Origin of the sequence: Vibrio sp. RE88 (assembly GCF_013113835.1) — a bacterium.
Lineage (GTDB): Bacteria > Pseudomonadota > Gammaproteobacteria > Enterobacterales > Vibrionaceae > Vibrio.
On record NZ_VTYQ01000002.1, the window covers coordinates 89,723 to 114,278 of the forward strand.

Below are 24,556 nucleotides of genomic sequence, written 5' to 3' on the forward strand. Positions count from 1 at the left end.
ATCGGCGTTTAAATCGCAGATAACCTTCACTTGATGCAGTAGGTCGCGTAAGCGGCCTTTTTCTATTCTTTCGGCCATTCTCTTGCTTCTGTATCTCTCCTCTGAATCTGTTCTCCCTCACAATTTTTAAGTTCAACTTGGTGCGCATGTTATTAGTTGCTTATTTTTGAGATCTTTACACTCATTCACCGTGGTTATGTTTGTTATATTCCTTGTCTTTCATAGGGTTACTAAAGCACTAAATGACTGCGCAATATGTAAACAATAGATGGTAGGGGAGGGAGCTATTGGAACTTAGTGATTTTATAGATGAGTTAGTTAAGCTTGATACTGCAGAGAAGATCTTCGATTTCAGTAGGAAACATGTTCTTCATGGTACTCCATATGTTTTCAAAGATAGAGAAAATGATTTCTATGAGTTCAGAAAAAAAATATCTGACAAGTTTGGTATTTCCTTTCATGAAGTTTACATAACAGGTTCTGGGAAACTCGGGTTTAGCCCATTCAAACGAAAAGTATTTGACTATGACTCAGATATTGATGTGGCGATTATCTCACCAAGCCTATTCGAGAACATCATGTGGGACATATCAAAATACCAGATGCGTTATAGAAAGGCCCGGACGGCAGTGCAAGAACATGAACTTGAGATGTATCATGAATTTCTTGAATACGTCGCTTTAGGCTGGGTCCGGCCCGACAAATTGCCCGTCTCTTTTCAGATGTGGAGTGTCAAATCAGACTGGTTTGAATTTTTTAATACTTTGTCATACGGTCGTTCCGAGGTCGGAAACTACAAAGTTAGTGCTGGCGTATTTAAGAGTTATCAGCATCTTGAGAACTATATTGTGAATGGTCTTATTGACGTACAAAAAAGAGCAAAACTTAGGAAGTAATTATCATGGGACATCAGATTAAACCTTCAGTTACAAACCCGACCATTGCGGACTTGTATGAGAAAATCGAAGATAGCAAGTTAGATATATCTCCTGACTTCCAACGTAAGTTTGTATGGACTCAAGAGCACCAAGAGCAGTTTCTAGATACCATTATTAATGGTTACCCATTCCCTGAAATATATGTTTGTCAGGGGAAAATTGATACTAAGAAGCTTAGAACTTCCCAAAAAGTGATCGATGGGCAGCAGCGTCTTACCACTATTCGTAACTATATTGATGATACATTTGAAAAGCCCTTGACCTTAGTTAAGAGATTTGAAGATTTAACCGAAGACGAGAGAATTAACTTCTTGGAGTATCAAGTTGTCGTACGTGATATTGGTAAAGTCGAAGAAGCGTTAGTGAGAGAGATTTTCAGGCGCATTAATCTTACCAAATTCAAACTTGAAGATATAGAGATTCAGAACGCAATCTATGATGGTAAGTTTATTCAAGTTGCTAAGGAATTATCAAGTGAGATTGAGCTTGGAGAGTTTGGCGTATTTCATGATTCTGAATTTACTAGGATGGCTGATGTACATTTCTTCCTACAAGTAATGTCAACAATCGAGCGAGGTGGCTACTATCATAGGGATAATGAGTTAGAGAAATGTGTAGCGGAATTCAATGAAGAATATATTAACGCTCATAAAACAAAGTCTCTGATTCTCGAAGCTATTAGTGTGGTCAAATCATTGGGGCTTGAACTAGATTCAATTTGGTTTAGGAAATCAAACTTTTTCACTTTAGTTGCGGAGATCTGTTTGGTTGAAAACCTTCCAGCAGACTTTAAGTCTAAGTTGATAGAACTCGAAGGGTATGTAATGGCTAACCGTCATACCAAAGACAATGATTTTGGTGTTTATTATGGGTACATGTACGCAGGAACAAACAACAGGAAGTCTCGAGTTACTCGCTCAGAAATATTTAGAAAATTTGTCTTCGGCTAGAACCTGCTAACAAAGCATTAAGAGTGATTCTCAACGATTGGAATTTTTCATTCCATCGTTGGGTTTCGTGTTTACAGTGGCATGGTAGGCTTTCGTGGCAGCAGTGATCACACCTTAATGCGGCGTTATGCTATGTAATAGGAAAAATATGACTTTCGAGAAGTTTGCAGCAATTGCTGGTTTGATTGCAACGATACCTGTATACAAAGGTTGGGTTATTAGAATTTGGGTTTGGAGCAGAGCTAAGAAAGTTTCATCTTTGGAAAAACGGCTTGCACAAATAGAAAAACTTCACAGTGATGACAAGTATCTTATGATCTACATAGGCCAATCGATTCTTATTGTACTTGCGCTCATTGCTAGTGCCCAGATTTATCAGCTGGTGAATATTGCTTCAGAGGACGCTGATATATCGTCTATTTTCATTAGTTTGATGTCTTTAATAGCATACCTTGTGGCTGTGAGTTGTGGGGGCAAACTAACCAAGGTCAAGACCTACGATAAGTACCGTAAAGAAATAAAAGGCAAAATTGAGCGTTTGCAAGCCTAACAAAGTACTTTAGAGAAACTCTCAAATCGTGGTGTTTAGGATTCTATTTCAGATGTAGTATTTATAGCACAATGGTTTAGGTTAGGTGGTCGCATTGTTTCCCTTTTTAATGAGGCGCTATATTTTTATTGAGAGGTAAGGATGGGTAGTAAGCTAAAAACATATACTGAAGTTAAAGAGTACTTGAGGAAAAAAGAACGAACAGCTCATTTATTGCTGGGCAATGGTTTTAGTATGGCTTATAACCATAAGATTTTCTCTTACAATGCGCTACATCAATTTATTGAGAAACAAGAAGACCCATTAATAACTTCGCTTTTTGACATAGTAAAAACTAAGAACTTTGAGTTGGTGATGCAGCAACTCGATAATTTCTGTGAACTGATAGAAGCATTTGGTTCAGATAAGGACCTGTTAGACAAAGTTGAAACAGCTAGTGAGCGGCTGAAAGAAAGCTTAATTGATGCAGTAGAGTCGTTACATCCTGAGCATGTTTTTAAGTTGCAAGAATCCCAAATAGATAAATGTTCCGAGTTTCTATCATTTTTCACCAATAATGATGGGTCAGTATTCAGCACCAACTATGACTTGTTACTTTATTGGGTCCTAATGCGAAAAGGTGCCAAAAATGCAATAGATGGTTTTGGGCGAGACCGTGAGGATGATGGTGGTTATGACGATGAGCCTGAATACTCGGAGCTTAGATGGGGTAATAATAAAGGCAATCAAAATATTTATTACCTCCATGGAGCATTACCTATCTTTGATCAAGGTGTGCACATTATTAAAGAAGAATACACAGGTACAAAGTACTTGCTTGAGAACATCAAACGCAGGATAGATCATAGCCATTATCCTGTATTTGTAGCTTCGGGCAATGGTGAAGAAAAACTCGAGCATATCCTTCATAACCGTTATTTAACATTCTGCTATGAGTCATTGTGTGAAATTCAGGGATCATTAGTTACCTTCGGATTTAACTTTGGTAAGTATGATTACCATATAATTGATGCGATAAACATCGCAGCAAAACAAGGCAGACGAGCTGGTAACAAACTTTTTAGTGTTTATATTGGTGTATACAGCGATGATGACAGAAAACATATCGAAAGAATCAAGGACAGGTTCAACTGCAAAGTGACTTTATTTGATGCTACAACTGCGAACGTTTGGGCATAAAAATACAACAAAGCATTCAAGAGTAATTTCCAACGCCTGACGTTAAAACTCAAATTCAGCAAAGGATGACGATGAATAGAGATTTTAAAGAACTTTTAGGGACCGAGCTGCCGATCATTCAGGCACCAATGGCTGGGGTACAAGGGAGTGCGCTTGCTATTGCGGTTAGCGAGGCGGGTGGGCTAGGCTCCCTGCCTTGCGGCATGCTGACGACTGAAAATATTGTCAATGAAATCGAGTTTATCAAAGCATCCACGAGCAAACCTTTTAACCTCAACTTCTTCTGTCATGCCCCTAAACCTTACGATGAAGGTCGTCAGGCAATATGGCGAAATGCACTTCAGCCTTACTTTGACGAGCTGGAGTTACAAATAGAGCATTCCGCTGGTGGTAGCCGAGTGCCTTTTAGCCATGATATCGCTGATGCAATTGAACCTTTCTCGCCAGAGTTCATTAGCTTTCATTTTGGGCTCCCCGACAAAGACTTATTACAACGTGTGAAAAGCTGGGGAACCAAAGTTGTCTCATCTGCAACCACAGTAGAAGAAGCGATTTGGCTGGAGTCACATGGTGTGGATGGAATCATCGCTCAAGGGGTAGAAGCTGGAGGGCACAGAGGAATGTTCCTAGCCAGTGATGTCTCCACTCAAATGGGACTAGTGTCACTTGTATCGCAAGTGGTTAATCGTGTGAAGGTGCCCGTTATCGCCGCTGGTGGCATTAGTGACCGCAACGCAGTGCTAGCTTGCATGCAATTAGGTGCTTCGGCGGTACAAGTTGGTACTTCTTACATGCTATGCACAGAAGCTAACACGTCAAAGGTTCATAAACGGGCAATAAAGAGCGATAAGTCTTCGCATACAGCATTAACGAATCTATTTTCTGGTAAACCCGCTAGAGGGATTGTGAACCGCGTTATGGATGAGCTGGGCTGTATGACAGAGTTAGCACCAGAGTTTCCATACGCTTCAATAGAGATGTCTCAATTACGTAGCCGCGCAGAAAAGCAGGGACTTGATGACTTCTCGCCACTATGGTGTGGTCAAAATACTCAAGGATGCAAAGAGATTTCAGCAAAAGAGCTCACGTTGCAGCTGGCCGGAGAATGTTAAATTGACGTCTAACACTTGGTATTTTAATGACCCAAAAACTTAATTATGATTTTCTGCCGCCGATTTCTGGTCCCTATGTCCATGCGGCCAAACACAATAAGACTTTATACATATCAGGACTGACGGCATTTGGCACTGAGTCGCAATCTGGAAGCTTAATTGAGCAAGGCGCTGAAGTCTTAGACCAGATCTCGCGGATACTTGATCACGAGCGATGCACTAAAAGCGATTTAATTAAGCTGACTCTCTTCGTGACTGACATCAGCTTACTCCCTTCAATTCGTGAGCAGCTCTTTACCTTCTATGAAGGGCAGCTACCCGCTTGTTCGCTGGTTGAAGTCTCTAAATTGATTCACCCCGACTTGAAGATAGAGATAGAAGCAACCGTAGCATTGAGCGATTAAGGCTGTGTTTTTAATGCCTGCTTGATTAGCAATGATTACAGACTTAAAAAGGATTTGAAATGAGTAATAAGAGCAATAGAGAAAACTTAGAACTGTACGCACCAGAAAGCTACTGGGCGGCGACACCTGATGAGCTGGGGCAAGTTGTGAATGGATGTGGTACGTCCGGTTGGAAAGGGAAGCTAGTACCGGAAACTTTATATGGGTTGTCGGTATCAGAAAGCTGCAATATCCATGATTGGATGTACCATCATGGCAACGATATTAATGACAAAAATGCAGCAGATAGAGTTTTTCTGAATAATATGATTCGCACTATCGAAGATGAGGGCGGGTTCTGTCTTCTGCGAAAGCTTCGTTTACGTCGTGCAAGGTTGTATTATCGAGCAGTAGAAAACTTTGGTGGCCCGGCATTCTGGGCGAATAAGAATAAACCGGAAGAATTTAAGTTCTCTCGATATGCGCATGTTCCGAGCGTATAGAAGAGATAACTGGAAAGAGATACGACATGGAATTTTGGAAACTACTGCTGTTTATCCCTGCGTGCTTTGCACTCAATATGACACCGGGGCCGAATAACTTATTGTCGATGAACAATGCTCGCTGTTATGGGTTCAAAGCTGCGTTGGTTGCAGGGTTTGGGCGCATTGTCGCCTTCTCGTTTATGATTGCTCTGGCAGCGTCTGGGTTAGCCGTGGTTCTCTACACCTCTGAAGCGTTATTCTTCGTCATCAAGCTGGTGGGTGCGCTGTATCTTCTCTGGATTGCGTTTAACCTGTGGCGCTCTGAAGCCAGCCCAGTCGCAGAGTTGGACAAAACTCGTAGCCACTTTGGGCTCGCGAAGCAGGAGTTTGCACTGGCAGCAGGAAACCCGAAAGCCATTCTTATCTTTACTGCGTTTTTGCCTCAGTTTGTCGATGTAACGGCGAACGTGGATCAGCAATTCTTTACGTTAGGTATTACGTTCTTAGCTCTGGAGCTTGCGGCGATCAGCATCTACGCATTATTTGGTCTGTATCTGAGAAATTGGTTCTCACGACCAGCGATGGCGAAACGATTTAATCGCGCTTGTGCTGCGTTTCTTGCCTTTTCAGGAGCCAATTTACTGATTAGCAGACAATAGCTACTGCCATCTTTACTTTTTATAAACAATAAAACCACCGGCATCACGCTGGTGGTTTTTTATTTTCCTCTTGGGAATTTGAATATTTTAACTCAACTGTTTATATCGCTCGTTTTCCATTCCTATTATTTTTGGTATTAATCTCTCATTTCTCTTTATTGTTAAATCTGTTGAAAGTGGGCGGAATATTAAACTTTCTTGAATTCTTATTAGTGCTATTGCTTAAAATTGCGACACAGGTTTTAGTAATTCAATGGATAAAATTTAATCTATATTTCGGACTTATAAAATAAAAAGGAAACAAGATGAGTTCTCCGTTGAATAAAAGCGTCTTACTGGCGTCTCTATTTCTTACCCCTACGCTTGCTCTGGCTGAAATGACCAATGGTGATTTCGAACAATGGAGCAGTTCCTCTCCAACAGGGTGGAGCACAATCGACAGTGGCATTTCGGTGTCACAGGAAACCAGCATTGTAAAAAGTGGTAGCAATGCGGCAAAAGTGACGGTCAATACTGGTACGCAAAGCAACACGGACTTTCAGCAGTCTGTAAGTGTGGTATCAGGGCAGACGTATAACTTTTCTGTGTCTGTTTATCACACTGAAGGCAATGTTAAAGCACGCCTGTATGTGGATGGATACCAAAATTACAGCGTGCCTAGCCAAACTGGTCAATGGCAGGATATTGCTTATTCGTACACGGCCAGCAGCACCAAGAGCATAAACGTTGGGCTGCGCTTCTATGACGAGTCTGGATTTGATGGTTCCGAAGTCGTTTACATAGATAACTTCCAGCCATCTGATGGCACTGTAACACCGCCTCCGACAACTTGTAGCAATCATGAAGTCACACTCAACCTGACGACCGACAGTTATGGCTCTGAAACAAGCTGGACGCTGAAAAACAGCAGTAATCAGACTTTGTTCTCTGGCTCTGACTACGACAATAACACCAGCTATGACAAGGCGATGTGTGTTGAATCAGGTTCGTATGTGTTTGAAATCGTTGATTCCTATGGTGATGGTATCTGCTGTAGCTCTGGAAATGGGTCTTACGCGCTAACGTCTAACGGTCAAACTCTTGCGTCTGGTGGCGATTTTACCAACTCTTCCCAGCATTCCTTTACGCTTGGTGGTAGCAACCCTGATCCAGAACCACCAGTGCTCGGTGACTACTACAAATCAGCTGAAGGTAAGACAGGCTATACGCTGAAGACTGCGCTGTACAACATCATCAATAACCACAACTCACAAGGCTACTCTGCCGTTTGGGATTTGGTGAAAACCGCTGATATTGATAACTACTATGAGAAGGATGGGACGATTCTCGATATCTACTCAGAGAAGATATCTGGCAGTGATTCGATTAACTTTACTAAAGTGACAGACCAATGCGGACAGTACAGTAAAGAAGGCGATTGTTACAACCGCGAGCACTCTTTCCCTAAGAGTTGGTTTGGTGGAAAAGTGGAGCCAATGAACTCGGATGGGCACCACTTGTATGCGACAGACGGTTACGTGAATGCGAAACGCAGCAACTGGCCATTCGGTGAAGTTGGCAGTGCGACGTACACGTCTTCTAACGGCTCAAAAGTCGGTTCTGCAGCTTCTAGCCTAGGCTACTCCGGTACTGTGTTCGAACCTATTGATGAGTTCAAAGGTGATTTGGCCCGTGCGTACTTCTACATGGCGACACGCTACGAAAACGAGATCGCTAATTGGGAAGGGAACAGCGATAACTCCAACGCTGTGCTCAATGGTACTAATACAACAGTGTTCGAACCTTGGGTTCTGGCTATGTTAAAACGCTGGCATACCAATGACCCTGTCGACCAGAAGGAAATTGATCGCAACAACGCGGTGTACAATTTCCAAGGTAACCGCAACCCGTATGTTGACCACCCAGAGTTCGTCAACATGGTTTGGGGAGACTAACCGAAGTAATCAAAGGCCTAACGTTTGTTAGGCCTTTTGGTTTGTGTGAGAACGCTAGTCCATAAATGCCAACTCAAACATGGTACCGTCCTGAGTGACGTACTCAACTTTCACATTTTCCCCAGATAGATCGGCAGAGTAGAGTTGTGGTTTCCTGTTTTCAGTCCAGTAAAGTTTGCCTGCGTCGAAATCGACTTCAAGATCTTGAACACCGCCATTACTCTCTTCAATTGAAAGGAGTTTTTCGACCTGTCTTGACTCGCCTTTGATGTTTGCGCGATAGATAGCGTGTTCGTTAGCGAAATAAAGGTACTTATCTTTCGGATCCAAATGCATTGCGATGATCTTGTGCCAATCTTCGTAATGGTCGATGCCATCTTCGACGGACAACTCTTGGCGCCTATCGACAGTAGAATGTTCACCTAATGCGAAGCTGATGACTTCCGTTTCTTGGTCAACGCCCAGCGCCATGTACATCCGCTCGTTAGCATTATCGATAGCCAATGCCGTGTTGTTAGCGCAGTAGCCTACGCCACAGTCTTCCATCGTGTCTCCAAATATAAATCGGAAATCTTCGCCCTCAATTGGCGCTCCTGGCGAGTCGGTATAGTCAGGGTAAACTTCAACAACGGTGTCTTGAGTCATACTACTGGTGTAAACTTGACCGGTTTCTTTATCGACGATGACCGGAATATCTCCGGTCATCGGGATCTTGTTTACCATCCGATTTTTTTCTCCGTCCAGAGTGACACGCCACAAGGCTTGAGTACTTGGGGTGCTTGTTGCGAGATAGATAGAATTCTGTGTGACAGCCAAACGGCCACCACCATTAATATCCTCTATCTTAGAGCTCTCTTTGGTGTTCAGATCAAGAACTTGAAGTTCATTGTACGGCTTATCAGCATCATAAGTGACAAAATAAAGGTCTTTCGCTATCGCGCTGTAACTTAAAGTGAGAAGTACTAACGCAGATAAAGTGGGTAGAGTAGGTTTCATTGCAGCCTCCTTTAAAAGTAGTCATCCAAGTTTAGGTGTTAAGTTCTGTACGCGTCGAACATGAAAATAAAACTAGTTGCATATATGTTGTTTTCTAGGTGATTAATAATCATTAAGTGCGGTTGACATTGTTTTTGAAGATTTGAGGCTTGGCTGGTAGGAGTGCTGCTGTTTATCGTGTTTACAATAAGCTTGATACTGAAAGGGAATTGAAGATAGTGCTCGGTGAGCAAATATCTGGGAGTCGAGTTTTTGGGCGGAAAGTAAAGAAAACTAAAAGAGATGGCACTAGCCATCCCTTTTGTCGAAATATCGTTCTTATCTAGTCAATAAGCGCTATTTATATTCGCCTCGGATTGACGCTTCGCGGTAAGCATCCAGTTTGCCTTCGGCTTTGAGTTTCGCCAGCCCTCGGTTGAAGGCATCAACCAACTCTTGTGAACGAGGGGACTTTTTGGAAATGATCACGTAGTAATCCCTTGCAGACAACGTTTTCGCATTAGGCTCGATTTTATCGGTTAGATTGAGTTTGGTGATGGTTTCCATACCCACATCCATATCTTCCAACACGATGTCTAGGCGGCCTGCACTGAGTTTTTTGTAGTTGTTTTCAGCACTAGCGATACGCTGTATGTTGATTTCTCCGGCTTTTTCCATATCTTCGACCCCATAGGCATAACCTGTCACGCCCCCGATTTTGAAGTTCTTAAGGTCTTCTTTGCTGCTCCAGCTTACAGGTTTACTTTTTTGTTGGAACAAGCCCGTACTTAACGTGATGACGGAGTCGGTATAGTGGAAAAACTGCTCTCTGTCAGGGTTTTTACTCCATATCAGTGAGCCATCAAAGTTACCTGCTTTGGATTCTTCGAAGCCACGCTTCCATGGCATATAAGTAAACTCAACTTGATAGCCCTCAGCTTCAAAGGCCTCTCTGACAATTTGAGTGATGAAGCCACCGTTTTTAAGTGATTTGGATTGATACGGCGCCCACTCACCATTGGCGAGTTTAACGGTGTTAGCGTGAGCAAGGCTGGCAAAGAGCAGAGAAACGGTCAGACATAAAAAGGTTTTGATTAAGCTGCGCATTTTTTCTTCCTTAAACATGCAAATAGATTCAATAAAAGAATAGTTGCTGATAAAGATATCACCAAAAAGTTTAAGGGTGTCTGCACTGATAGATCTGAGGTTTATTGTTGCCAGAACAACAAAAAAGCGCCGTTCAATGGCGCTTTTGGAAGGATCAAAATTCGCATTCCGCTTCGAAAGTCATGGGCTGCTTACTGTAAGGATGTTCGATCTCTAATCGCTGTGCGTGTAAGTGCAATCTATCGGCACGTTGGCCATAGAGGCCGTCGCCAACCATAGGCAAATTGAGCCCAAGGTGGTGAGCGCAATGCACTCTGAGCTGATGTGTTCGGCCAGTTGTGGGGTAAAGGTAGAGCTTGGAGCGCCCATTGCGAGATTCAATCAGTTCCCAATAGGTTTCAGCTGGTTTCCCATGCTCGAAGCAGACGAGCTGTCGCGGGCGGTCATCAGGATCGCCACGCATTGGCAAATCTATCTGGCCGCTGGTTTGGTTGACTTCCCCCTCAAGCAGTGCGACGTAGCGCTTTTGCACTGAGCGGGAAATGAACTGCTTCTGAAGACTTTTGTTCGCACGCTTTGTCAGAGCGAAAACCAACAGCCCTGATGTCGCCATGTCCAGCCGATGAATCACGAAGGGGCCTTCTACATCTGGGTAGCGCTGTTGCAAGCGGGTGTACGCTGAGTCCTTGATGGTTTTGCCGGGCACTGACAGTAGCCCTGAAGGTTTGTTGACGACCACCATCGCTTCATCTTCAAATAGGATCTCAAGCTCTTTATCTTCTGCCCAGTTTTCTTCCAGCGGATTATCATCAACGGTCATTCCTTCAAGCATGTGGCCCAAAATAGGGAAGCACTTACTATGGCAGGAAGGGTAGAATTTTCCGTGCTGGCGAACTTCTGATTTCGGCGAAACGCCCCACCAGAACTCCGCTAATGCCAGCGGCTTAAAGCCATGTTTAAAGGCAAAGTGCAGCAGTTTTGGCGCGGCACATTCGCCAGCACCTGCTGGTGGTACAGGAGCACTGGTCGGCTTGAATATCGCATTGAGGGATTTCTCTTCTCCTCTGATATTCAGAAAGCGATAGTTATCAAACAGCTTGTTTTGCAACGTATTAGACAGGGTTTTGCGCTGTTCTTTCAGTGCATTCAAGCTGGTATTTAGCTCATCTAGCTCGTGCTGCAAGACGGCGATCTTTTCATCCCACTCAAGCTTGAGATATTTAAGTACATTTTTTTCAGCAACACTCTGCTTCGCCAGTTCGTCAAGCCTGATTTTTAGCGCTTCTCCTGCCAATGAGGATTCAGCCTGCTTACGTTGAGCTTTGCGTTCAGCACGGCCTGCAATCATTGCGTCGCGTTGTAACTGTTCCTGCTGCTGATACTCAGAGGTTAGCAAGCTTATCTTGTTGGCCAGCTCGGCAATGCGAGGGTTGCTTTTTAGTTGATTAAATTGTTGATTCGCCGCCATGATTTCAGCGGTTTCTGCACGAAAGAAGCTCTCTTCTGCCAGCATATCGAAAACAGGTGGGACAAAACCGGGTAGCAAGTTTTGGTCTGCTATCTTGCCTGAGAATGCTGAAAGGTAACCCACTTCACCCTGAGGGGATTCGACCAGCAATACGCCGAACATTTTGCCTGTACCACTTTGGTTGCTATCAATACCGAAGTCATGCTGCCAGTGCGTTTGTTCGACTAAGTGTTGCTGCAACTCTTGTGCAGCGATCTCGCACAGCGGATGCGGTTGATAGAAAAACGGAAAGGTGAACTTGTCAGGTAAGCTATATCCATCAATCGGGATGTTGAGCGGAGTAAACAAATTTTCAGGTTGATGCATGTCAGCTTGCCGTCGCGACGAAAAAACAGGAGGCGAGATTGTACCTGTTTGGACACCGATTTCCAGTATTGAAGAAGGGGGGAGCTTCAGCCCAACTGAGGCTGAAGCTAAAACACTGAAAGGCTATCGAATGTACTTAATGGTGGTGCTTATCAGCCAGTGATGTGCGGTACCGTCCGTTTTGGTGATCCATAAGTCGTTATCGAACGCTTTTACTCGGCCAACGATGGTGATGTCCAGTTTGTTGTCGACAACACTTTCCACACGGATAAATGGGTCTGAAGAGATGAGGAAAGGTTGCGCTTCTTTTACGGATTCACCCTGCGCGATGAGAAAGTAGTGGTTGAGTTTGCCATCTGCAGGCTCAGTGGAAATGGCTTTGTATCCGACTAATTGAAATCCGTCGCCAATGGGTTGATTGATGATCTCTTGCCCAAGACGAACGTGTGTAGGGATAAAAACGTAAGCAAGGAGCAAGCCCAGAGCAGCGATGAGGGTCAGCAGTGAAAGTTTGACTTTAGACATGGTGTTGTTCGTTATCCAGTTGAGGCGATAGCTTATCACAGGCAATTGCATGCGTGGATAGTAGCTTGAAACTCTGCTGTCTAAGTTGATATCGATTAATTAAAGCGGAGTTAGCATTTGAAATTGGTAAGAGAAGGTAAATTCAACTCTCTCTTCGACTTTACGCCTCTTATTATCAAAATAGCATATTAGTTTTCATGCGATGAATAAATTTTAAATATATTTTTCTGATTCATTTTGTTTGGTTAATTTGTTTTGTTTATGGCTTTTTTTGTCTAAAAAGTAATTAATAAATTAATTATTCATTTTGGTTCCAAAGCTTTCTTGGTTTTTATTTCTTTCTTTTAAATTAAACGAAACTTTAACAATTCAGGCCTATTAATAATTTCCACACAGGGAGCAAATGCTCGAGTAATAGATAGGAAATAAAAGGCAGTGTTATGAGTCGTTGTACAACTACCGATGAGATTTTTAATAAAAGTAAGCAGACACCACTTTCTGAAATTATGTCGAAAGCGTTATCAAGACGAACCATGCTTAAAGGGACTGGCGGGGTAGCAGCCTTTGGCGCTATGAGCTCGATAGGCTTGACTGGTTGTGGTACAGATGAAGCGACAGTAGATGTGTCGGACCGTGTTAACTCACTGGGTTTTGACTCCGTGAGTGCAGAAAGTAAGGATGCGTTTACTGTGCCGGAAGGCCATTTTGCACAGGTATTAGCTCCTTGGGGAACCCGACTGTTTTCTGTCTCTTCACATGGTGACATTATTCACCCCTTTAAACAGGATGGGACGAACAGTCATATTGACCAACTCCACTCCGTTGGCCAAATGCATGATGGTATGCATTATTTCCCGCTGGATGATACTCAAGGTATTTTATGTATGAATCACGAGTTCATAAATAATAAAAATCTTCATGAAGAAAATTATCCAGTCGATGATTTCCAAGGTCGCCGATTCCCTGATTATGTCCGTAAAGAATATTATGCTCATGGTGTTTCGGTTGTTCATATTAAACTTGAGCAAAGTATTTGGCAGGTGGTGATTGACAGCCCTTATAATCGCCGAATTCATTTATCAACCGAAATGGATGTGACAGGCGCCATGGCAGATAGTGGCTTATTAACGACTAAATTTACGGATGAAAATGGCAGACCTAATGTCACACACGGTACTTACAACAACTGTGGTAACGGTTTTACTCCGTGGGGAACCTATCTAACCTGCGAAGAGAACTGGCCGGCGCATTTTAAGATTACTACAGGGCCTGATGCAGTCCAAACTCGTTATGGCACGATTAATGATAAGGCTTTTAACGACTGGGATACGCCTGATGAGGGTGAAGAAGCCTTTACTGGTGAGTTTAAACGCTGGGATATTTCAGCAACTGGACCTACCCCTGAAGAGGACTTTCGCAACTACGATAATGGCTTTGGCTACATTATCGAAATCGACCCGTATTCACCAAATGCGAAACCTGTTAAGCGTTCTTCACTAGGGCGTTTCCGTCATGAAGATTGTACCTATGGAGCAATTGAACCAGGTAAACCAGTTGTATTCTACAGTGGGCATGATGGTAAGTTCGAATACGTTTATAAGTTTGTATCGGACGCGTTGTGGGATGAGAACGACGCGAGCGAAAACTTACCTGTCGACGCAGACCGCATGGCGATTGGGGCCAAATATATGGATCACGGCACACTTTACGTCGCGCGTTTCGATGAGCAGGGGAAAGGTGAGTGGTTGCCATTGACAGAAGACGCCATCGGTTTGGATGGAAATCGTCTTGGAGACACGATTGGTAATAGCGCTGACATCATTCGAAACACGCTTGGCGCAGCAGATGCCATGGGCGCAACGCCGATGGATCGCCCGGAATGGACCGCGGTAGATTACGCCACCGGACTGGTTTATCTCGCTCTGACCAATAATGACAATCGAACACCAGACGATGTAAATGCAGCTAATCCGCGACCTGAAAATGAATTTGGCCATATCATTCGCTGGAAAGAAGGCGCAGTTGTGACGGAGTTTGAGTGGAAGTTTTTTGTTTTCGGCTCGTCCGCCGAAGCGGATGCTTCTAGCATCAATATGTCAGGATTAACGGATGAAAATGAATTCTCGTCCGCTGACGGTATTTGCTTTGACCAGCGCGGTATCTTATGGCTGCAAACCGATTCCAGTAGCAAAGAGGATATTAGTGTGGACAACCAGATTCTTGCTGTTGTTCCTGATGGTCTTGGCCAATCGGTTGATGGGTCGCCAGTACTCAATGTGAGTAACCAAGATCAGCTCAAACGGTTTGCAGTGGTGCCTAAAGGGGCTGAGTCTACGGGTATCACCTTCACACCAGATCATCGCCATATGTTTACCAATGTTCAGCACCCTGAGAACTGGCCACATGAAGCAATGAACGCTTCGGTTGAGACGCCACAAGACGGTCGTACGTGGCGAGCGCGTTCGAGTACTGTGGTTATCTCTCGTTATGATGGTGGAAAGCTAGGTATTTAGACGCATCATCTAGATTCAGGTGCGCTATATCGACAAAGCTAAATTTGGCGATATAGCGATATGAATAGAAAAATCCCCTCAACTGAGAAGGTTGAGGGGATTCTTATTTGGTGACTCATGTTTATTTGAACATATGTTTCGCGTGGAACATCAGGTGTTCATCAATAAAACTAGAGATGAAATAGTAGCTGTGGTCATACCCGGTCTGCATGCGCAGTTCTAAATCTGAACCGTGGGTTTTCGCTGCGGCTATCAGAGTTTCAGGCTTTAGCTGCTCAACAAGAAAGTTATCCGCATCACCTTGATCGACAAGAATTGGTAAAGGTGACTTGGCAAGTTTGAGAAGCTCACTAGAGTCGTATTCTTTCCAGCTTTCAAAGTCGTACCCCAGATAAGCATTGAAGGCTTTCTGACCCCATGGGCATTGCATTGGATTACAGATTGGGCTGAAGGCAGAAATTGACGTGAATTGTTCAGCGTTTTTCAGACCAATGGTTAGCGCGCCATGTCCACCCATGCTGTGGCCAGAAATGGCCTTGACAGCTGAGACTGGAAAGTTAGCTTCGATTACCTTAGGCAGCTCTTGGATAATGTAGTCGTACATACGGTAGTGCGTAGACCACGGCGCCTGCGTCGCATTGAGGTAGAACCCCGCGCCTTTGCCCAGATCATAGCCTTCGTCGTCAGCAACGTCTTCACCACGTGGACTGGTGTCAGGCGCAACGATTGCCATTCCAAGTTCCGCGGCCTTTTTGAAAGCTCCCGCTTTTTGCATGAAGTTTTCGTCGCTACAAGTCAACCCAGATAACCAGTACAACACGGGAACCGGAGACTCTTTGCTTGCATTTGGTGGTAGGAAGATTGCAAAACGCATAGTGCAGTTTAGTGCGGCAGAGTCATGGGTGTACTGCTTGTGCCAACCGCCTGCGACTTTATTCTGACTGATGTTGGATAAACTCATTGATATTCTCTCAGATAAAGTCGCCACATCAGGTGATGTGGCGACTTATTAACGGCTTAATCTAGGATTACTTATCCATATGTAAAACAGTACGGATTGACTCACCTTTGTGCATCAGTTCGAACGCTTCGTTAACGTCAGCTAGGCCCATAGTATGAGTGATGAACTCTTGTAGACCGAATTCGCCAGCCATGTAGCGGTTTACGATCTCTGGAAGCTCAGAGCGGCCTTTAACACCACCGAATGCGCTACCACGCCATACACGACCTGTTACCAGTTGGAATGGACGAGTTGAGATCTCTTGACCTGCACCCGCAACACCGATGATTACCGATTCGCCCCAACCTTTGTGGCAACACTCAAGTGCTTGACGCATTACGTTGACGTTACCGATACATTCGAATGAGTAATCTACGCCACCGTCTGTCATCTCAACGATGACTTCTTGGATTGGTTTGTCGAATTTTTGCGGGTTGATACAGTCAGTTGCACCAAGCTGTTTCGCGAGTTCAAACTTGCTTTCGTTGATGTCGACGCCGATGATTTTGCTTGCACCAGCCATACGTGCACCAATGATTGCAGATAAGCCGATACCGCCTAGACCGAAGATAGCAACCGTGTCGCCTTTTTCTACTTTAGCAGTGTTCAGTACTGCGCCCATACCGGTTGTGACACCACAACCTAGAAGACATACTTCTTCAAGCGGCGCTTCTTTGTTTACTTTCGCCAATGAGATTTCTGGAAGAACCGTGTACTCAGAGAAAGTAGAACAACCCATGTAGTGGAAGATTGTCTCACCGTTGACAGAGAAGCGGCTTGTGCCATCAGGCATTAGGCCTTTACCTTGGGTTTCACGAACTGCCTGACACAGGTTAGTTTTGCCAGATTTACAGAACTTACACTCACCACATTCAGCTGTGTAAAGTGGGATAACGTGGTCGCCAACTTCAACACTTGTTATGCCTTCGCCAACCATTTCAACAATACCGCCACCTTCGTGACCAAGAATTGAAGGGAAGATACCTTCTGGATCGTCACCTGATAGTGTGAATGCGTCAGTGTGACAAACACCTGTGGCTACGATGCGCACTAGCACTTCGCCAGCTTTTGGAAGTTGTACATCAACTTCTTCCATTTTTAGTGGCTCGCCAGCAGCCCAAGCTACCATTGCTTTTGATTTGATAGATGTTTGACCTGGTTTGATATCAAGTGCCATTGGATGTTCCTTTATGTGTAATTGTTTTTGACGTTCTAAGCGTAGACGAGGAACTCTCTTCTCGCTGTTTCGCTTTGTTGGTGGCTATTCTAAATATTTCTTAAAATTTGATAATCCCTCTGATTTGAAAATAATTTTTACGTATATGTAATAATTGTGATGTTCAGGTGTCAGACTAAGCCTTCAAAGCGTTGAAGTGTATGAAGGTGTGTGTACACGTAGAAGAAATAAGCCAAACAGTTGGTTTGAATAGCGACTGCCAATCTTTATTTGGTGTGATGTATCGGGATTTGTATGCTTAATTTCGATGTTTTGTTTCATCGGGTTTGAGTGTTTTTATCTATTTAATTATTTAAAAATCAATATGTTGAACTATGGTCACGAAATGGCGTATTGAATATAAAAGTGTCATTTATCAGTAACTGAATTGTCATTTATTACTCCTACGCTCCTCGCCAATTTTTGTTAATATATTTTGGGAAGAGTAAATGAGAAGAGTGAAGCATGCATTGGTTGCAGGAACAGTGGCAACTGTGCTCACGGGGTGCCCTTTAGACTCATCAGATGATGAATCCAAAGGTCTGGACAATACAGTGGAAGTCGCTTTTATGCCCGATATCCACTTCCATGATGTATACAGTGATTTCCAAGACGGCTCATTCGAGGGGCTTTTCAATGCAAAGAGTGGCGATCATGCCACTATTCGAACCATGCAGTCTCAAATGGAATCGACCCGATTGTTCAACGAAAACTACTTCGCAATGATCGCTGCACTGGATGATATCGTAGATCGAGGTATTAAGTACGTCGCGCTTCCGGGCGATTTTAGTGACGATGGCCAGCCTGTGAATATGCGTGGTTTAGTTCAGATCTTTGACTATTATCGCAGCACTTATGGGTTGGAGTTTTTCGCAGCACCGGGAAACCATGACCCTAGTCGACCATTCACTATTCCAGCAGGAAAATCTGATTATTTGGGGGAAAGAGGGCAAGAGCAACCAATCTACAGTCGTGGTAAGGATGTGTGTGTGGACTACCCTGGAGATACAGCTGTCATTGATACTGGCGATGGCCTTCCTACTATCTGTACGGAAGAAGTTCGTTACTGGGGCTATCGAGAAATCATGGATATCCTAGGCACACACGGCTTTTATCCCCAAGAAAGCTATCACTACTTTGAAACACCTTATACTAGCGATGAGCTAAAAGCGGACTACTCCTATGAGCGTGCGGCTTTTGAATCGACATACGACAAGCGTTTGTTTGAGATTTGTCATCAGGGGACAGGCGGCGAATATAAGCAGGATAGTTACACCAACTGTTCGTACGTACCTGACACCAGTTACTTGGTTGAACCTGTTAAAGGGCTTTGGCTACTGGCTATCGATGCTAACGTTTATCAGCCGAAGCACAATTCGGCCTCAGGTTCCAATGACGGTGACGATTTTGAAGGGTCGAGCAGTGCAGGCTACAACATGATGCTGACCCATAAACAACAGGTCATTGAATGGATAAGTGAAGTAGTTAAAGCCGCGAAAGAGCAAAATAAGACATTGGTATCGTTCAGTCACTTCCCAATGACAGACTTTTACAATGGCGCCTCGGAAGAGATTGAGGACTTGTTTGGAGAAGGTAGCCATCAGCTAGCTCGTGAACCCGACAATGAAACCAGTAAAGCTTTAGCTGCGACAGGCCTGAATATTCATGTTGGCGGCCACATGCATTTCAACGATACGGGCAAGAAGACGTATAACATCAATGGCGTAGAGCATACTCTGTTTAACATTCAGGCTCCTTCATTAGCTGGCTATATCCCAGCATATAAACTCCTCAAGATCCGCCCAGACCAACAGATCGAAGTTGAAACAGTCGTGATTGATGACGTCGAACGCTTTGATGAGTTGTTCGAACACTATGCTATGGAGCATGAGTACTTAACCGATGCTGCTGGCAGTGATGAAGAAGCAAAAGCGAAAATATGGAACAAAGAAATCTTAGATTCTGACAGCTACTACCAACTGGTTGACTGGCATATTAAAGAGTTGACGCGTTTACGATTCTTACCAGATGACTGGCCGCTTGGAATGCGTAACATGATTATGCATATGGACGGTAAAGACATGATGATCATGTCTCAGCTAGAAACAAACTTTACCGTCTGTGCATTGGCGGACGAGTTGGACATTGACGTTGCTAAGTGCCAAATTTCACCTGCGGTAGATTTTGAGCAATTCGAAGAGGATTGGGAAGACGCAACAGCAAAAGCCGAAGTAATAGCTAGCGATGCAGGTCTAAGTCTTGATGATTTTGCTAGCTGGCAAGGTCAGGACTTGGCAATTGACTTCTACCGATTACGTAATGCTGATGAGCTGGCATTCCGTGATATTGAAACTTTGACACTTCAACAGTACGAATTGTTGAGTCGTGAGCTGTCTGAGTTTGCAGGGACGGTAGAGTCGGACATCGGTGATATTGGTGATTACACGGTGGGAGAGGTTTTTCGTTCACGCTTTGGTAGTTTGTTTGCGATCTTGGATAAGTTTGCGACCGGACAGGCGAGTGATCATTTCCTGATTGATATTGAACAGCAATCGCTAACCGATCTGAAGCAGGCGGTAGAAAGAGAAATCATGCAATAGTGCAGAGTTAGTCAGTGGCCAATAAAGTGCAGTGAACCTGCACTTTATCGGTTTACTGCGTTGTGTTAACTGCTGCAAATTCATAAACGTGCGTCTGTTACGGCTAAACTGAATGTGGGACAATGAGCGCGATTCAGTCAGCTAGGAAATCAACAGTATGGCCAATTGGGACGGAGTGAGTGAGTTTGTCGCAGTCGCAGAAACGCAGTCATTTACCGCAGCAGCAAAGAAACTTGATACCTCCGTTGCGCAGATCAGTAGGCGGGTTTCTGCGTTGGAAGAAAGGCTGGCCGTTAAACTGCTTAACCGCACGACGCGGAAAGTGTCGGTCACCGAAGCGGGGCAGGTTTACTACCAACAGTGTAAGCACTTGGTTGAAGGCATAGAGTTGGCGGAGCTGGCTGTGACTCAAATGCAATCTACACCCAAAGGGCTGCTTAAAGTGACGGCTCCGGTGACATATGGTGAAACGCATTTAGCCCCACTATTACTCGACTTTCTAGCGTCTTACCCTCAGGTCGATCTTGACCTTAACCTGACGAACCAAAAAATTGATCTGATTGAAATGGGCGTGGACGTGGCGATTCGATTGGGTCGTTTGCAAGATTCCAGCTTAGTCGCCAAGCGATTATCAAGCCGCCAATTGTACGTTTGCGGTAGCCCTGATTATTTAGCGCGCTATGGCGAACCGCATACTTTATCTGAACTGGAGAATCACCAGTGTTTGGTTGGCTCTATTGATTATTGGCGTTTCAAAGAGAGTAAACGTGAAAAGTCTCTGCGTGTTTCAGGGCGCATTCATTGTAATTCTGGGTACGCATTATTGGATGCCGCAAAGCGCGGATTGGGGCTAGTGCAGCTTCCCGATTATTACGTGAGGGAAGGGTTGGACTCTGGTGAACTGATTGAAGTGCTGTCTGATTATCGGGATGATCGAGAAGGGATTTGGGCTTTGTATCCTCAAAACAGAAACCTGTCACCCAAAGTTCGCCTTTTGATTGATTTTCTGGCTGAAAAGCTAGGTGGGAGTGCTGGAATCTAAGTCAGCATCTTGAATGGATTGCTCAACCATTTCGGCAATTTCCTCCGCCTGTTCTGGGGCGGTTTCAGATACCGCATTAACCCATTCTTCAACCGATTCGGTCAGGTTAGCATCGTCACGGTCAGCGGGTCTCAAATTGCTGCTGTTCTCAACCATATTGGCAACCAACTCCTGACTCACCTCGACTAGCTTGTCGGGGTCATGCTCTGCCAGTGTTTCGATGACCTTGGTTGGGTCTGCTTCCATTGATTCGGTAATGGCGGCGATGATCGACATGGCATTTTCCGGTTCTTTCTCTACTAGCCACTCGACCAGCTCTTCAATTTGGCCGTCGTCTGATTCCGCTAGGCGCTTGGCAATGTCTACAGATAACTCAGGGTTAGTCAGGGTGAGTGCTCTGAACAATACCACGGTATCAATGCTATCAATTTGCGCTGCACGTTCTGCGATCGATACTGTCCACTCAGGTTGCTTGCTGGCTAAGCTACGAATGAAGTTGATTGCGTTTGCTGGTCGCGTTGCGGCCAGCGCTTCAACTTGTTCAAGCGCTTCTTCTACATACAAAGAGGTTTCCTGATATTCGGTACGTGGGTCCAGATCGCCATGAATAGAGGCGGGCGTGTGCATGACAAAGCTTTCTTGCTCTTCTACTGGTAGAGCCTCGCGAACCGACATCCGATAAATGGTGAATACAATAAGACCTAAATCCACCATGATGAGGAAAGTAAACAGCGCACTGTTATCGAGTTGTTCCATCAATATGGAGGCAGTGTAGGGGCCAGCAATCGAGCCGATCGCATAAATACACAGTAGACCTGACAGTACCGGCACAAGCTGCGCTTTCGTGGCTCGGTCAAAGGTTTCGGAAATACTCAAAGGGTAGAGACAGGCAATGAGGCCCATGGTCATTGCGACCAAAATCAGTGGGGTTACCGACCATTGCCACTCAATCGAAACAGGCAGCGCAAAACTGACAATCGCGAGCACAAAACAGCTGCCAAGAATAACTTTACGCCGCTCAAATCGATCAGATAAATACCCCATTGGCAGTTGCAATAAGATCCCACCGGCTGTCGCTGCGCCCATAAAGACGGAAAGCTGGAAGCCAGTGATACCGATGCCGTCTGCGTAGATCGGCAGCATGTTGGCAATGGTTGAATACAAGATGCCGCACACGAAGCAGGTAACAAAGCCCAGCGGAGAAAGAATGTAAATGGACTTGAGGGGTATGGAGTCTGATTGCTCGATTTGTGGCTCGAACTGAGAAATGAAGACCACCGGGGTGACTGAGATACTGAAAAGTACACCACATACAATAAACAGCGTGGTCTCATTTGGCGGTGCAATGGCGAGGCCAAACTGGCCGAGAGTAATCGCGCTGAGAATCACTACCTGATTGACCGCAAGAATTTTCCCGCGGTTGGACTCGGTCGACACACTATTGAACCAAGTGTCTAAGGTGGTCGTCGCACAAGCGATACAAAAACCCATCACAGCCCGCATTATCGCCCACATCCAGACGTCGGAATTCAGCCCCATGATCAGAATAGCACTGGCTCCGAGGCTGCCGCACATAGCGAAAGTCCGCACTAAGCCAATGTTGCGCAGAATGCGTTTTCCTAGGATCGCACCGAGCAAAAATCCGACTGAGTACATTGAGAGGACGAAACCAATCGACTGGATGCTGATCTTCGCTTCCGCAAGCGAAACTGGGAGTAGGATACCGCTCAAGCCATGGCTACTCATCAGCAAGAATGAGCTGATGAAGAGTAGTGCTAGTGGCCGGAGTGTCGCTGCGATAGTCATAACAATTGATTTAAAAGCAAAAAAGAGCCATTTACAAGAAGATTGTAAATGGCTTGTTGTGGTTTGGTTGATTAATTGGTGGCAGGTTGCGCTGGTGGCTGTTTGGTATCCTGCTCAATGGTTTCGCTTGTGGCTGAAAGCTCGTGCATTTGTTGGATTTCCAGTGACGTTAGGTGACCATAGTCTTCTTTCATGTAGCCAAACATCTTGTAGAGCATGAAGCTGGTTAACACTAACAGTGGAAGAGCGAAGATCAATATGGCTGATTGCATGGATGATACGGGCGCGTTAACGATGATAAACACCGCCGGAATAGCCACGATAATCAGACACCAGAAGATCTTAAGTGTTGTCGACGGGTTAACATTCTCATCCAATGTTTTCTGTGTGTTACATGATACGGTGAACACTGATCCATCCATAGTGGTAACAAGCAGCAGGAAGGTCGAGATGATAAACACAACCAGAATCAAAGAAGACAGTGGTAGTGTGCCCAGTGAGTTAACGATAGCCTGGCTTGCCTGACCTTCTGACACCATTTGGCTAATAGCGACTTTTCCATCTAGCTGAGTTTTCATCATGAAGGAACCAACGATTGAGAAAAGCGCCGCGATACCGGCGGTTCCGCCTCCAATCATGCATACCACCACTTCGCGAATTGTGCGGCCTTTAGACACTTTCGTGACGAAGACACACATCAAAGGAATAAAGATCATCCAGTAGGCCCAGAAATACGCGGTCCAAGACTGAGGGAACTTAGACTGCTCAATAGCATCGGTATAAAGACTCATCTTGATAAAGTTTTGTGCCCAAATTGCAACTGATGAGCTGGTATTTTCAAGGATGAACTGAGTAGGACCGAAGACAAGAAGGTAAAGCGCCAGTGCAACCACGAAGTAGGTGCCGTAACCACTGATTTTCTGCATACCTTTTTCAATACCTAAGAATGAACTTAGAGTCAGTAACGCAGCAACGATCACTATCATCGACAGCTTGAGCATCAAAGTATCTTCAACCCCTAGCAGCAAAGAGACCGCCGCAGAAATGATAGGTACGCCTAGCGCAAGAACGATGATTAAGCTGAAGACGATCGCAATTGGATAAAGGATATCGATCGTGCGGCCAATGAACTTCGCAGCTGTCGGGTTTTTGATCATCGACATCACGATGTCACTCAGCTTCAAAGAGCGATTCTTGCGGATGTAGAAAGAATACATGACAGGGATAGCGGTGATGGCGTAAATGGCCCACGCGGTAATGCCCCAGTGATGTAAGCTGTAGGTCACGGCCCATTCCGTAGCTTCTACTGTATCGGGCGTGATGTTAAACGGCGGCGTCTTGATGTAGTAAGACCATTCTAGAAATGCCCAGTAAACGGTACCCGAACCTACACCTGCTAGTGCCATCATCGTAATGTACGCAAAGGTAGAAAACTCCGGTTTTTCGTTACCCATACGGATATGGCCGTACTTAGAGCAGATGAAATAAGCAGCAATAACGACCAATCCGAATGCGTACCAAAGTATCGGTGTACCGAAGTTATAGGCGATCAGAGTGAAGATGTCTCCGGCAATTTTGATCGCAGTATCGGGATCATTGAGGAAGAACCCCGAAACGGTCAGTACGACCAGCAGCGACAACCCAATAGCAGGGCGATCGAGATTTTTATCTAGTAATCCTTTCATATTATTTTGTCCAATCTGTAGGGTATGAGCCCATGACAGGCTCATACAAAATGTTTCACGTCG

Annotated in this window: 21 protein-coding genes; 13 read left to right on the top strand and 8 right to left on the bottom strand. The window is 44.7% G+C overall.

The features are described 5' to 3' along the window. The first annotated feature begins 287 nt into the window (after positions 1-287). The 9 genes from F0265_RS03935 (at position 288) to F0265_RS03975 (ending at position 8,190) form a co-directional block, all read left to right on the top strand. Entirely contained in the window at positions 288-896 is a 609-nt protein-coding gene (locus F0265_RS03935; protein ID WP_171747880.1) for a hypothetical protein, read from the top strand. 5 nt (positions 897-901) lie between these two features. After that, entirely contained in the window at positions 902-1,888 is a 987-nt protein-coding gene (locus tag F0265_RS03940; RefSeq protein WP_171747881.1) for a DUF262 domain-containing protein, read from the top strand. 148 nt (positions 1,889-2,036) lie between these two features. Further along, the gene (locus tag F0265_RS03945) at positions 2,037-2,438 is read left to right on the top strand and encodes a hypothetical protein (RefSeq protein ID WP_171747882.1); all 402 of its coding nucleotides are present in this window, start codon (positions 2,037-2,039) and stop codon (positions 2,436-2,438) included. 141 nt (positions 2,439-2,579) lie between these two features. After that, positions 2,580-3,617, top strand: a complete 1,038-nt coding sequence (locus F0265_RS03950; RefSeq protein WP_171747883.1) for a DUF4917 family protein — start codon at positions 2,580-2,582, stop codon at positions 3,615-3,617. 71 nt (positions 3,618-3,688) lie between these two features. Further along, complete coding sequence (locus F0265_RS03955) at positions 3,689-4,729, top strand: nitronate monooxygenase (RefSeq protein WP_171747884.1); 1,041 nt, start codon at positions 3,689-3,691, stop codon at positions 4,727-4,729. Between the two features lie 26 nt (positions 4,730-4,755). Continuing rightward, positions 4,756-5,133 carry a RidA family protein gene (locus F0265_RS03960; protein ID WP_171747885.1) on the top strand — a complete coding sequence of 126 codons (378 nt, stop codon included), beginning with the start codon at positions 4,756-4,758 and terminating at the stop codon, positions 5,131-5,133. Between the two features lie 59 nt (positions 5,134-5,192). Continuing rightward, positions 5,193-5,615, top strand: coding sequence for a hypothetical protein (locus tag F0265_RS03965; RefSeq protein ID WP_171747886.1), 423 nt, complete (start codon positions 5,193-5,195; stop codon positions 5,613-5,615). 26 nt (positions 5,616-5,641) lie between these two features. After that, a complete protein-coding gene (locus tag F0265_RS03970) occupies positions 5,642-6,256 on the top strand; it encodes a LysE family translocator (RefSeq protein ID WP_171747887.1) in 615 nt (204 codons plus the stop codon). Positions 6,257-6,561: 305 nt separating this feature from the next. Then, positions 6,562-8,190, top strand: coding sequence for an endonuclease (locus tag F0265_RS03975; protein WP_171747888.1), 1,629 nt, complete (start codon positions 6,562-6,564; stop codon positions 8,188-8,190). A gap of 54 nt (positions 8,191-8,244) precedes the next feature. On the opposite strand, the gene F0265_RS03980 is transcribed toward F0265_RS03975, so the two are convergent. The 3 genes from F0265_RS03980 to F0265_RS03990 form a co-directional block, all read right to left on the bottom strand. After that, a complete protein-coding gene (locus tag F0265_RS03980; protein ID WP_171747889.1) occupies positions 8,245-9,186 on the bottom strand; it encodes a hypothetical protein in 942 nt (313 codons plus the stop codon). A 336-nt stretch (positions 9,187-9,522) separates the two neighbouring features. After that, positions 9,523-10,272 (bottom strand): transporter substrate-binding domain-containing protein, encoded by a 750-nt coding sequence (locus tag F0265_RS03985; protein ID WP_171747890.1) that lies wholly within the window; start codon positions 10,270-10,272, stop codon positions 9,523-9,525. A 154-nt stretch (positions 10,273-10,426) separates the two neighbouring features. Continuing rightward, complete coding sequence (locus tag F0265_RS03990; RefSeq protein ID WP_171747891.1) at positions 10,427-12,106, bottom strand: RluA family pseudouridine synthase; 1,680 nt, start codon at positions 12,104-12,106, stop codon at positions 10,427-10,429. On the opposite strand from F0265_RS03990, the gene F0265_RS03995 reads away from it, so the two are divergent. Then, the gene (locus F0265_RS03995) at positions 12,105-12,269 is read left to right on the top strand and encodes a hypothetical protein (protein ID WP_171747892.1); all 165 of its coding nucleotides are present in this window, start codon (positions 12,105-12,107) and stop codon (positions 12,267-12,269) included. The genes F0265_RS03990 and F0265_RS03995 overlap by 2 nt on opposite strands. Here the strand turns inward: F0265_RS03995 and F0265_RS04000 are convergent. Continuing rightward, a complete protein-coding gene (locus tag F0265_RS04000) occupies positions 12,230-12,631 on the bottom strand; it encodes a hypothetical protein (RefSeq protein ID WP_171747893.1) in 402 nt (133 codons plus the stop codon). The two genes, F0265_RS03995 and F0265_RS04000, sit on opposite strands and share 40 nt — an antisense overlap. Positions 12,632-13,071: 440 nt before the next feature. On the opposite strand from F0265_RS04000, the gene F0265_RS04005 reads away from it, so the two are divergent. Beyond that, positions 13,072-15,144, top strand: coding sequence for a PhoX family phosphatase (locus F0265_RS04005; RefSeq protein ID WP_171747894.1), 2,073 nt, complete (start codon positions 13,072-13,074; stop codon positions 15,142-15,144). Between the two features lie 121 nt (positions 15,145-15,265). On the opposite strand, the gene fghA is transcribed toward F0265_RS04005, so the two are convergent. Continuing rightward, positions 15,266-16,105, bottom strand: a complete 840-nt coding sequence (gene fghA / locus F0265_RS04010; RefSeq protein WP_171747895.1) for an S-formylglutathione hydrolase — start codon at positions 16,103-16,105, stop codon at positions 15,266-15,268. 67 nt (positions 16,106-16,172) lie between these two features. Beyond that, positions 16,173-17,321 carry an S-(hydroxymethyl)glutathione dehydrogenase/class III alcohol dehydrogenase gene (locus tag F0265_RS04015; RefSeq protein WP_171747896.1) on the bottom strand — a complete coding sequence of 383 codons (1,149 nt, stop codon included), beginning with the start codon at positions 17,319-17,321 and terminating at the stop codon, positions 16,173-16,175. 488 nt (positions 17,322-17,809) lie between these two features. Here F0265_RS04015 and F0265_RS04020 point away from each other — a divergent pair, with 488 nt between their 5' ends. Beyond that, positions 17,810-19,960 (top strand): metallophosphoesterase, encoded by a 2,151-nt coding sequence (locus F0265_RS04020; RefSeq protein WP_171747897.1) that lies wholly within the window; start codon positions 17,810-17,812, stop codon positions 19,958-19,960. Positions 19,961-20,117: 157 nt separating this feature from the next. Then, positions 20,118-21,002 (top strand): LysR family transcriptional regulator, encoded by an 885-nt coding sequence (locus tag F0265_RS04025; protein ID WP_171747898.1) that lies wholly within the window; start codon positions 20,118-20,120, stop codon positions 21,000-21,002. On the opposite strand, the gene F0265_RS04030 is transcribed toward F0265_RS04025, so the two are convergent. Beyond that, positions 20,979-22,808, bottom strand: coding sequence for an MFS transporter (locus tag F0265_RS04030; RefSeq protein ID WP_171747899.1), 1,830 nt, complete (start codon positions 22,806-22,808; stop codon positions 20,979-20,981). The two genes, F0265_RS04025 and F0265_RS04030, sit on opposite strands and share 24 nt — an antisense overlap. Before the next feature lie 71 nt (positions 22,809-22,879). Continuing rightward, the gene (locus F0265_RS04035) at positions 22,880-24,493 is read right to left on the bottom strand and encodes a BCCT family transporter (protein WP_171747900.1); all 1,614 of its coding nucleotides are present in this window, start codon (positions 24,491-24,493) and stop codon (positions 22,880-22,882) included. Positions 24,494-24,556 lie beyond the last annotated feature (63 nt).

Bases quoted from the DNA above. Each gene is read 5' to 3' on its own strand.
- F0265_RS03940 (WP_171747881.1), top strand. From the start codon at position 902: ATGGGACATCAGATTAAACCTTCAGTTACAAACCCGACCATTGCGGAC.
- F0265_RS03945 (WP_171747882.1), top strand. From the start codon at position 2,037: ATGACTTTCGAGAAGTTTGCAGCAATTGCTGGTTTGATTGCAACGATA.
- F0265_RS03950 (WP_171747883.1), top strand. From the start codon at position 2,580: ATGGGTAGTAAGCTAAAAACATATACTGAAGTTAAAGAGTACTTGAGG.
- F0265_RS03955 (WP_171747884.1), top strand. From the start codon at position 3,689: ATGAATAGAGATTTTAAAGAACTTTTAGGGACCGAGCTGCCGATCATT.
- F0265_RS03960 (WP_171747885.1), top strand. From the start codon at position 4,756: ATGACCCAAAAACTTAATTATGATTTTCTGCCGCCGATTTCTGGTCCC.
- F0265_RS03965 (WP_171747886.1), top strand. From the start codon at position 5,193: ATGAGTAATAAGAGCAATAGAGAAAACTTAGAACTGTACGCACCAGAA.
- F0265_RS03970 (WP_171747887.1), top strand. From the start codon at position 5,642: ATGGAATTTTGGAAACTACTGCTGTTTATCCCTGCGTGCTTTGCACTC.
- F0265_RS03975 (WP_171747888.1), top strand. From the start codon at position 6,562: ATGAGTTCTCCGTTGAATAAAAGCGTCTTACTGGCGTCTCTATTTCTT.
- F0265_RS03980 (WP_171747889.1), bottom strand. From the start codon at position 9,186: ATGAAACCTACTCTACCCACTTTATCTGCGTTAGTACTTCTCACTTTA.
- F0265_RS03985 (WP_171747890.1), bottom strand. From the start codon at position 10,272: ATGCGCAGCTTAATCAAAACCTTTTTATGTCTGACCGTTTCTCTGCTC.
- F0265_RS03995 (WP_171747892.1), top strand. From the start codon at position 12,105: ATGTCAGCTTGCCGTCGCGACGAAAAAACAGGAGGCGAGATTGTACCT.
- F0265_RS03990 (WP_171747891.1), bottom strand. From the start codon at position 12,106: ATGCATCAACCTGAAAATTTGTTTACTCCGCTCAACATCCCGATTGAT.
- F0265_RS04000 (WP_171747893.1), bottom strand. From the start codon at position 12,631: ATGTCTAAAGTCAAACTTTCACTGCTGACCCTCATCGCTGCTCTGGGC.
- F0265_RS04005 (WP_171747894.1), top strand. From the start codon at position 13,072: ATGAGTCGTTGTACAACTACCGATGAGATTTTTAATAAAAGTAAGCAG.
- fghA (WP_171747895.1), bottom strand. From the start codon at position 16,105: ATGAGTTTATCCAACATCAGTCAGAATAAAGTCGCAGGCGGTTGGCAC.
- F0265_RS04015 (WP_171747896.1), bottom strand. From the start codon at position 17,321: ATGGCACTTGATATCAAACCAGGTCAAACATCTATCAAATCAAAAGCA.
- F0265_RS04020 (WP_171747897.1), top strand. From the start codon at position 17,810: ATGAGAAGAGTGAAGCATGCATTGGTTGCAGGAACAGTGGCAACTGTG.
- F0265_RS04025 (WP_171747898.1), top strand. From the start codon at position 20,118: ATGGCCAATTGGGACGGAGTGAGTGAGTTTGTCGCAGTCGCAGAAACG.
- F0265_RS04030 (WP_171747899.1), bottom strand. From the start codon at position 22,808: ATGACTATCGCAGCGACACTCCGGCCACTAGCACTACTCTTCATCAGC.
- F0265_RS04035 (WP_171747900.1), bottom strand. From the start codon at position 24,493: ATGAAAGGATTACTAGATAAAAATCTCGATCGCCCTGCTATTGGGTTG.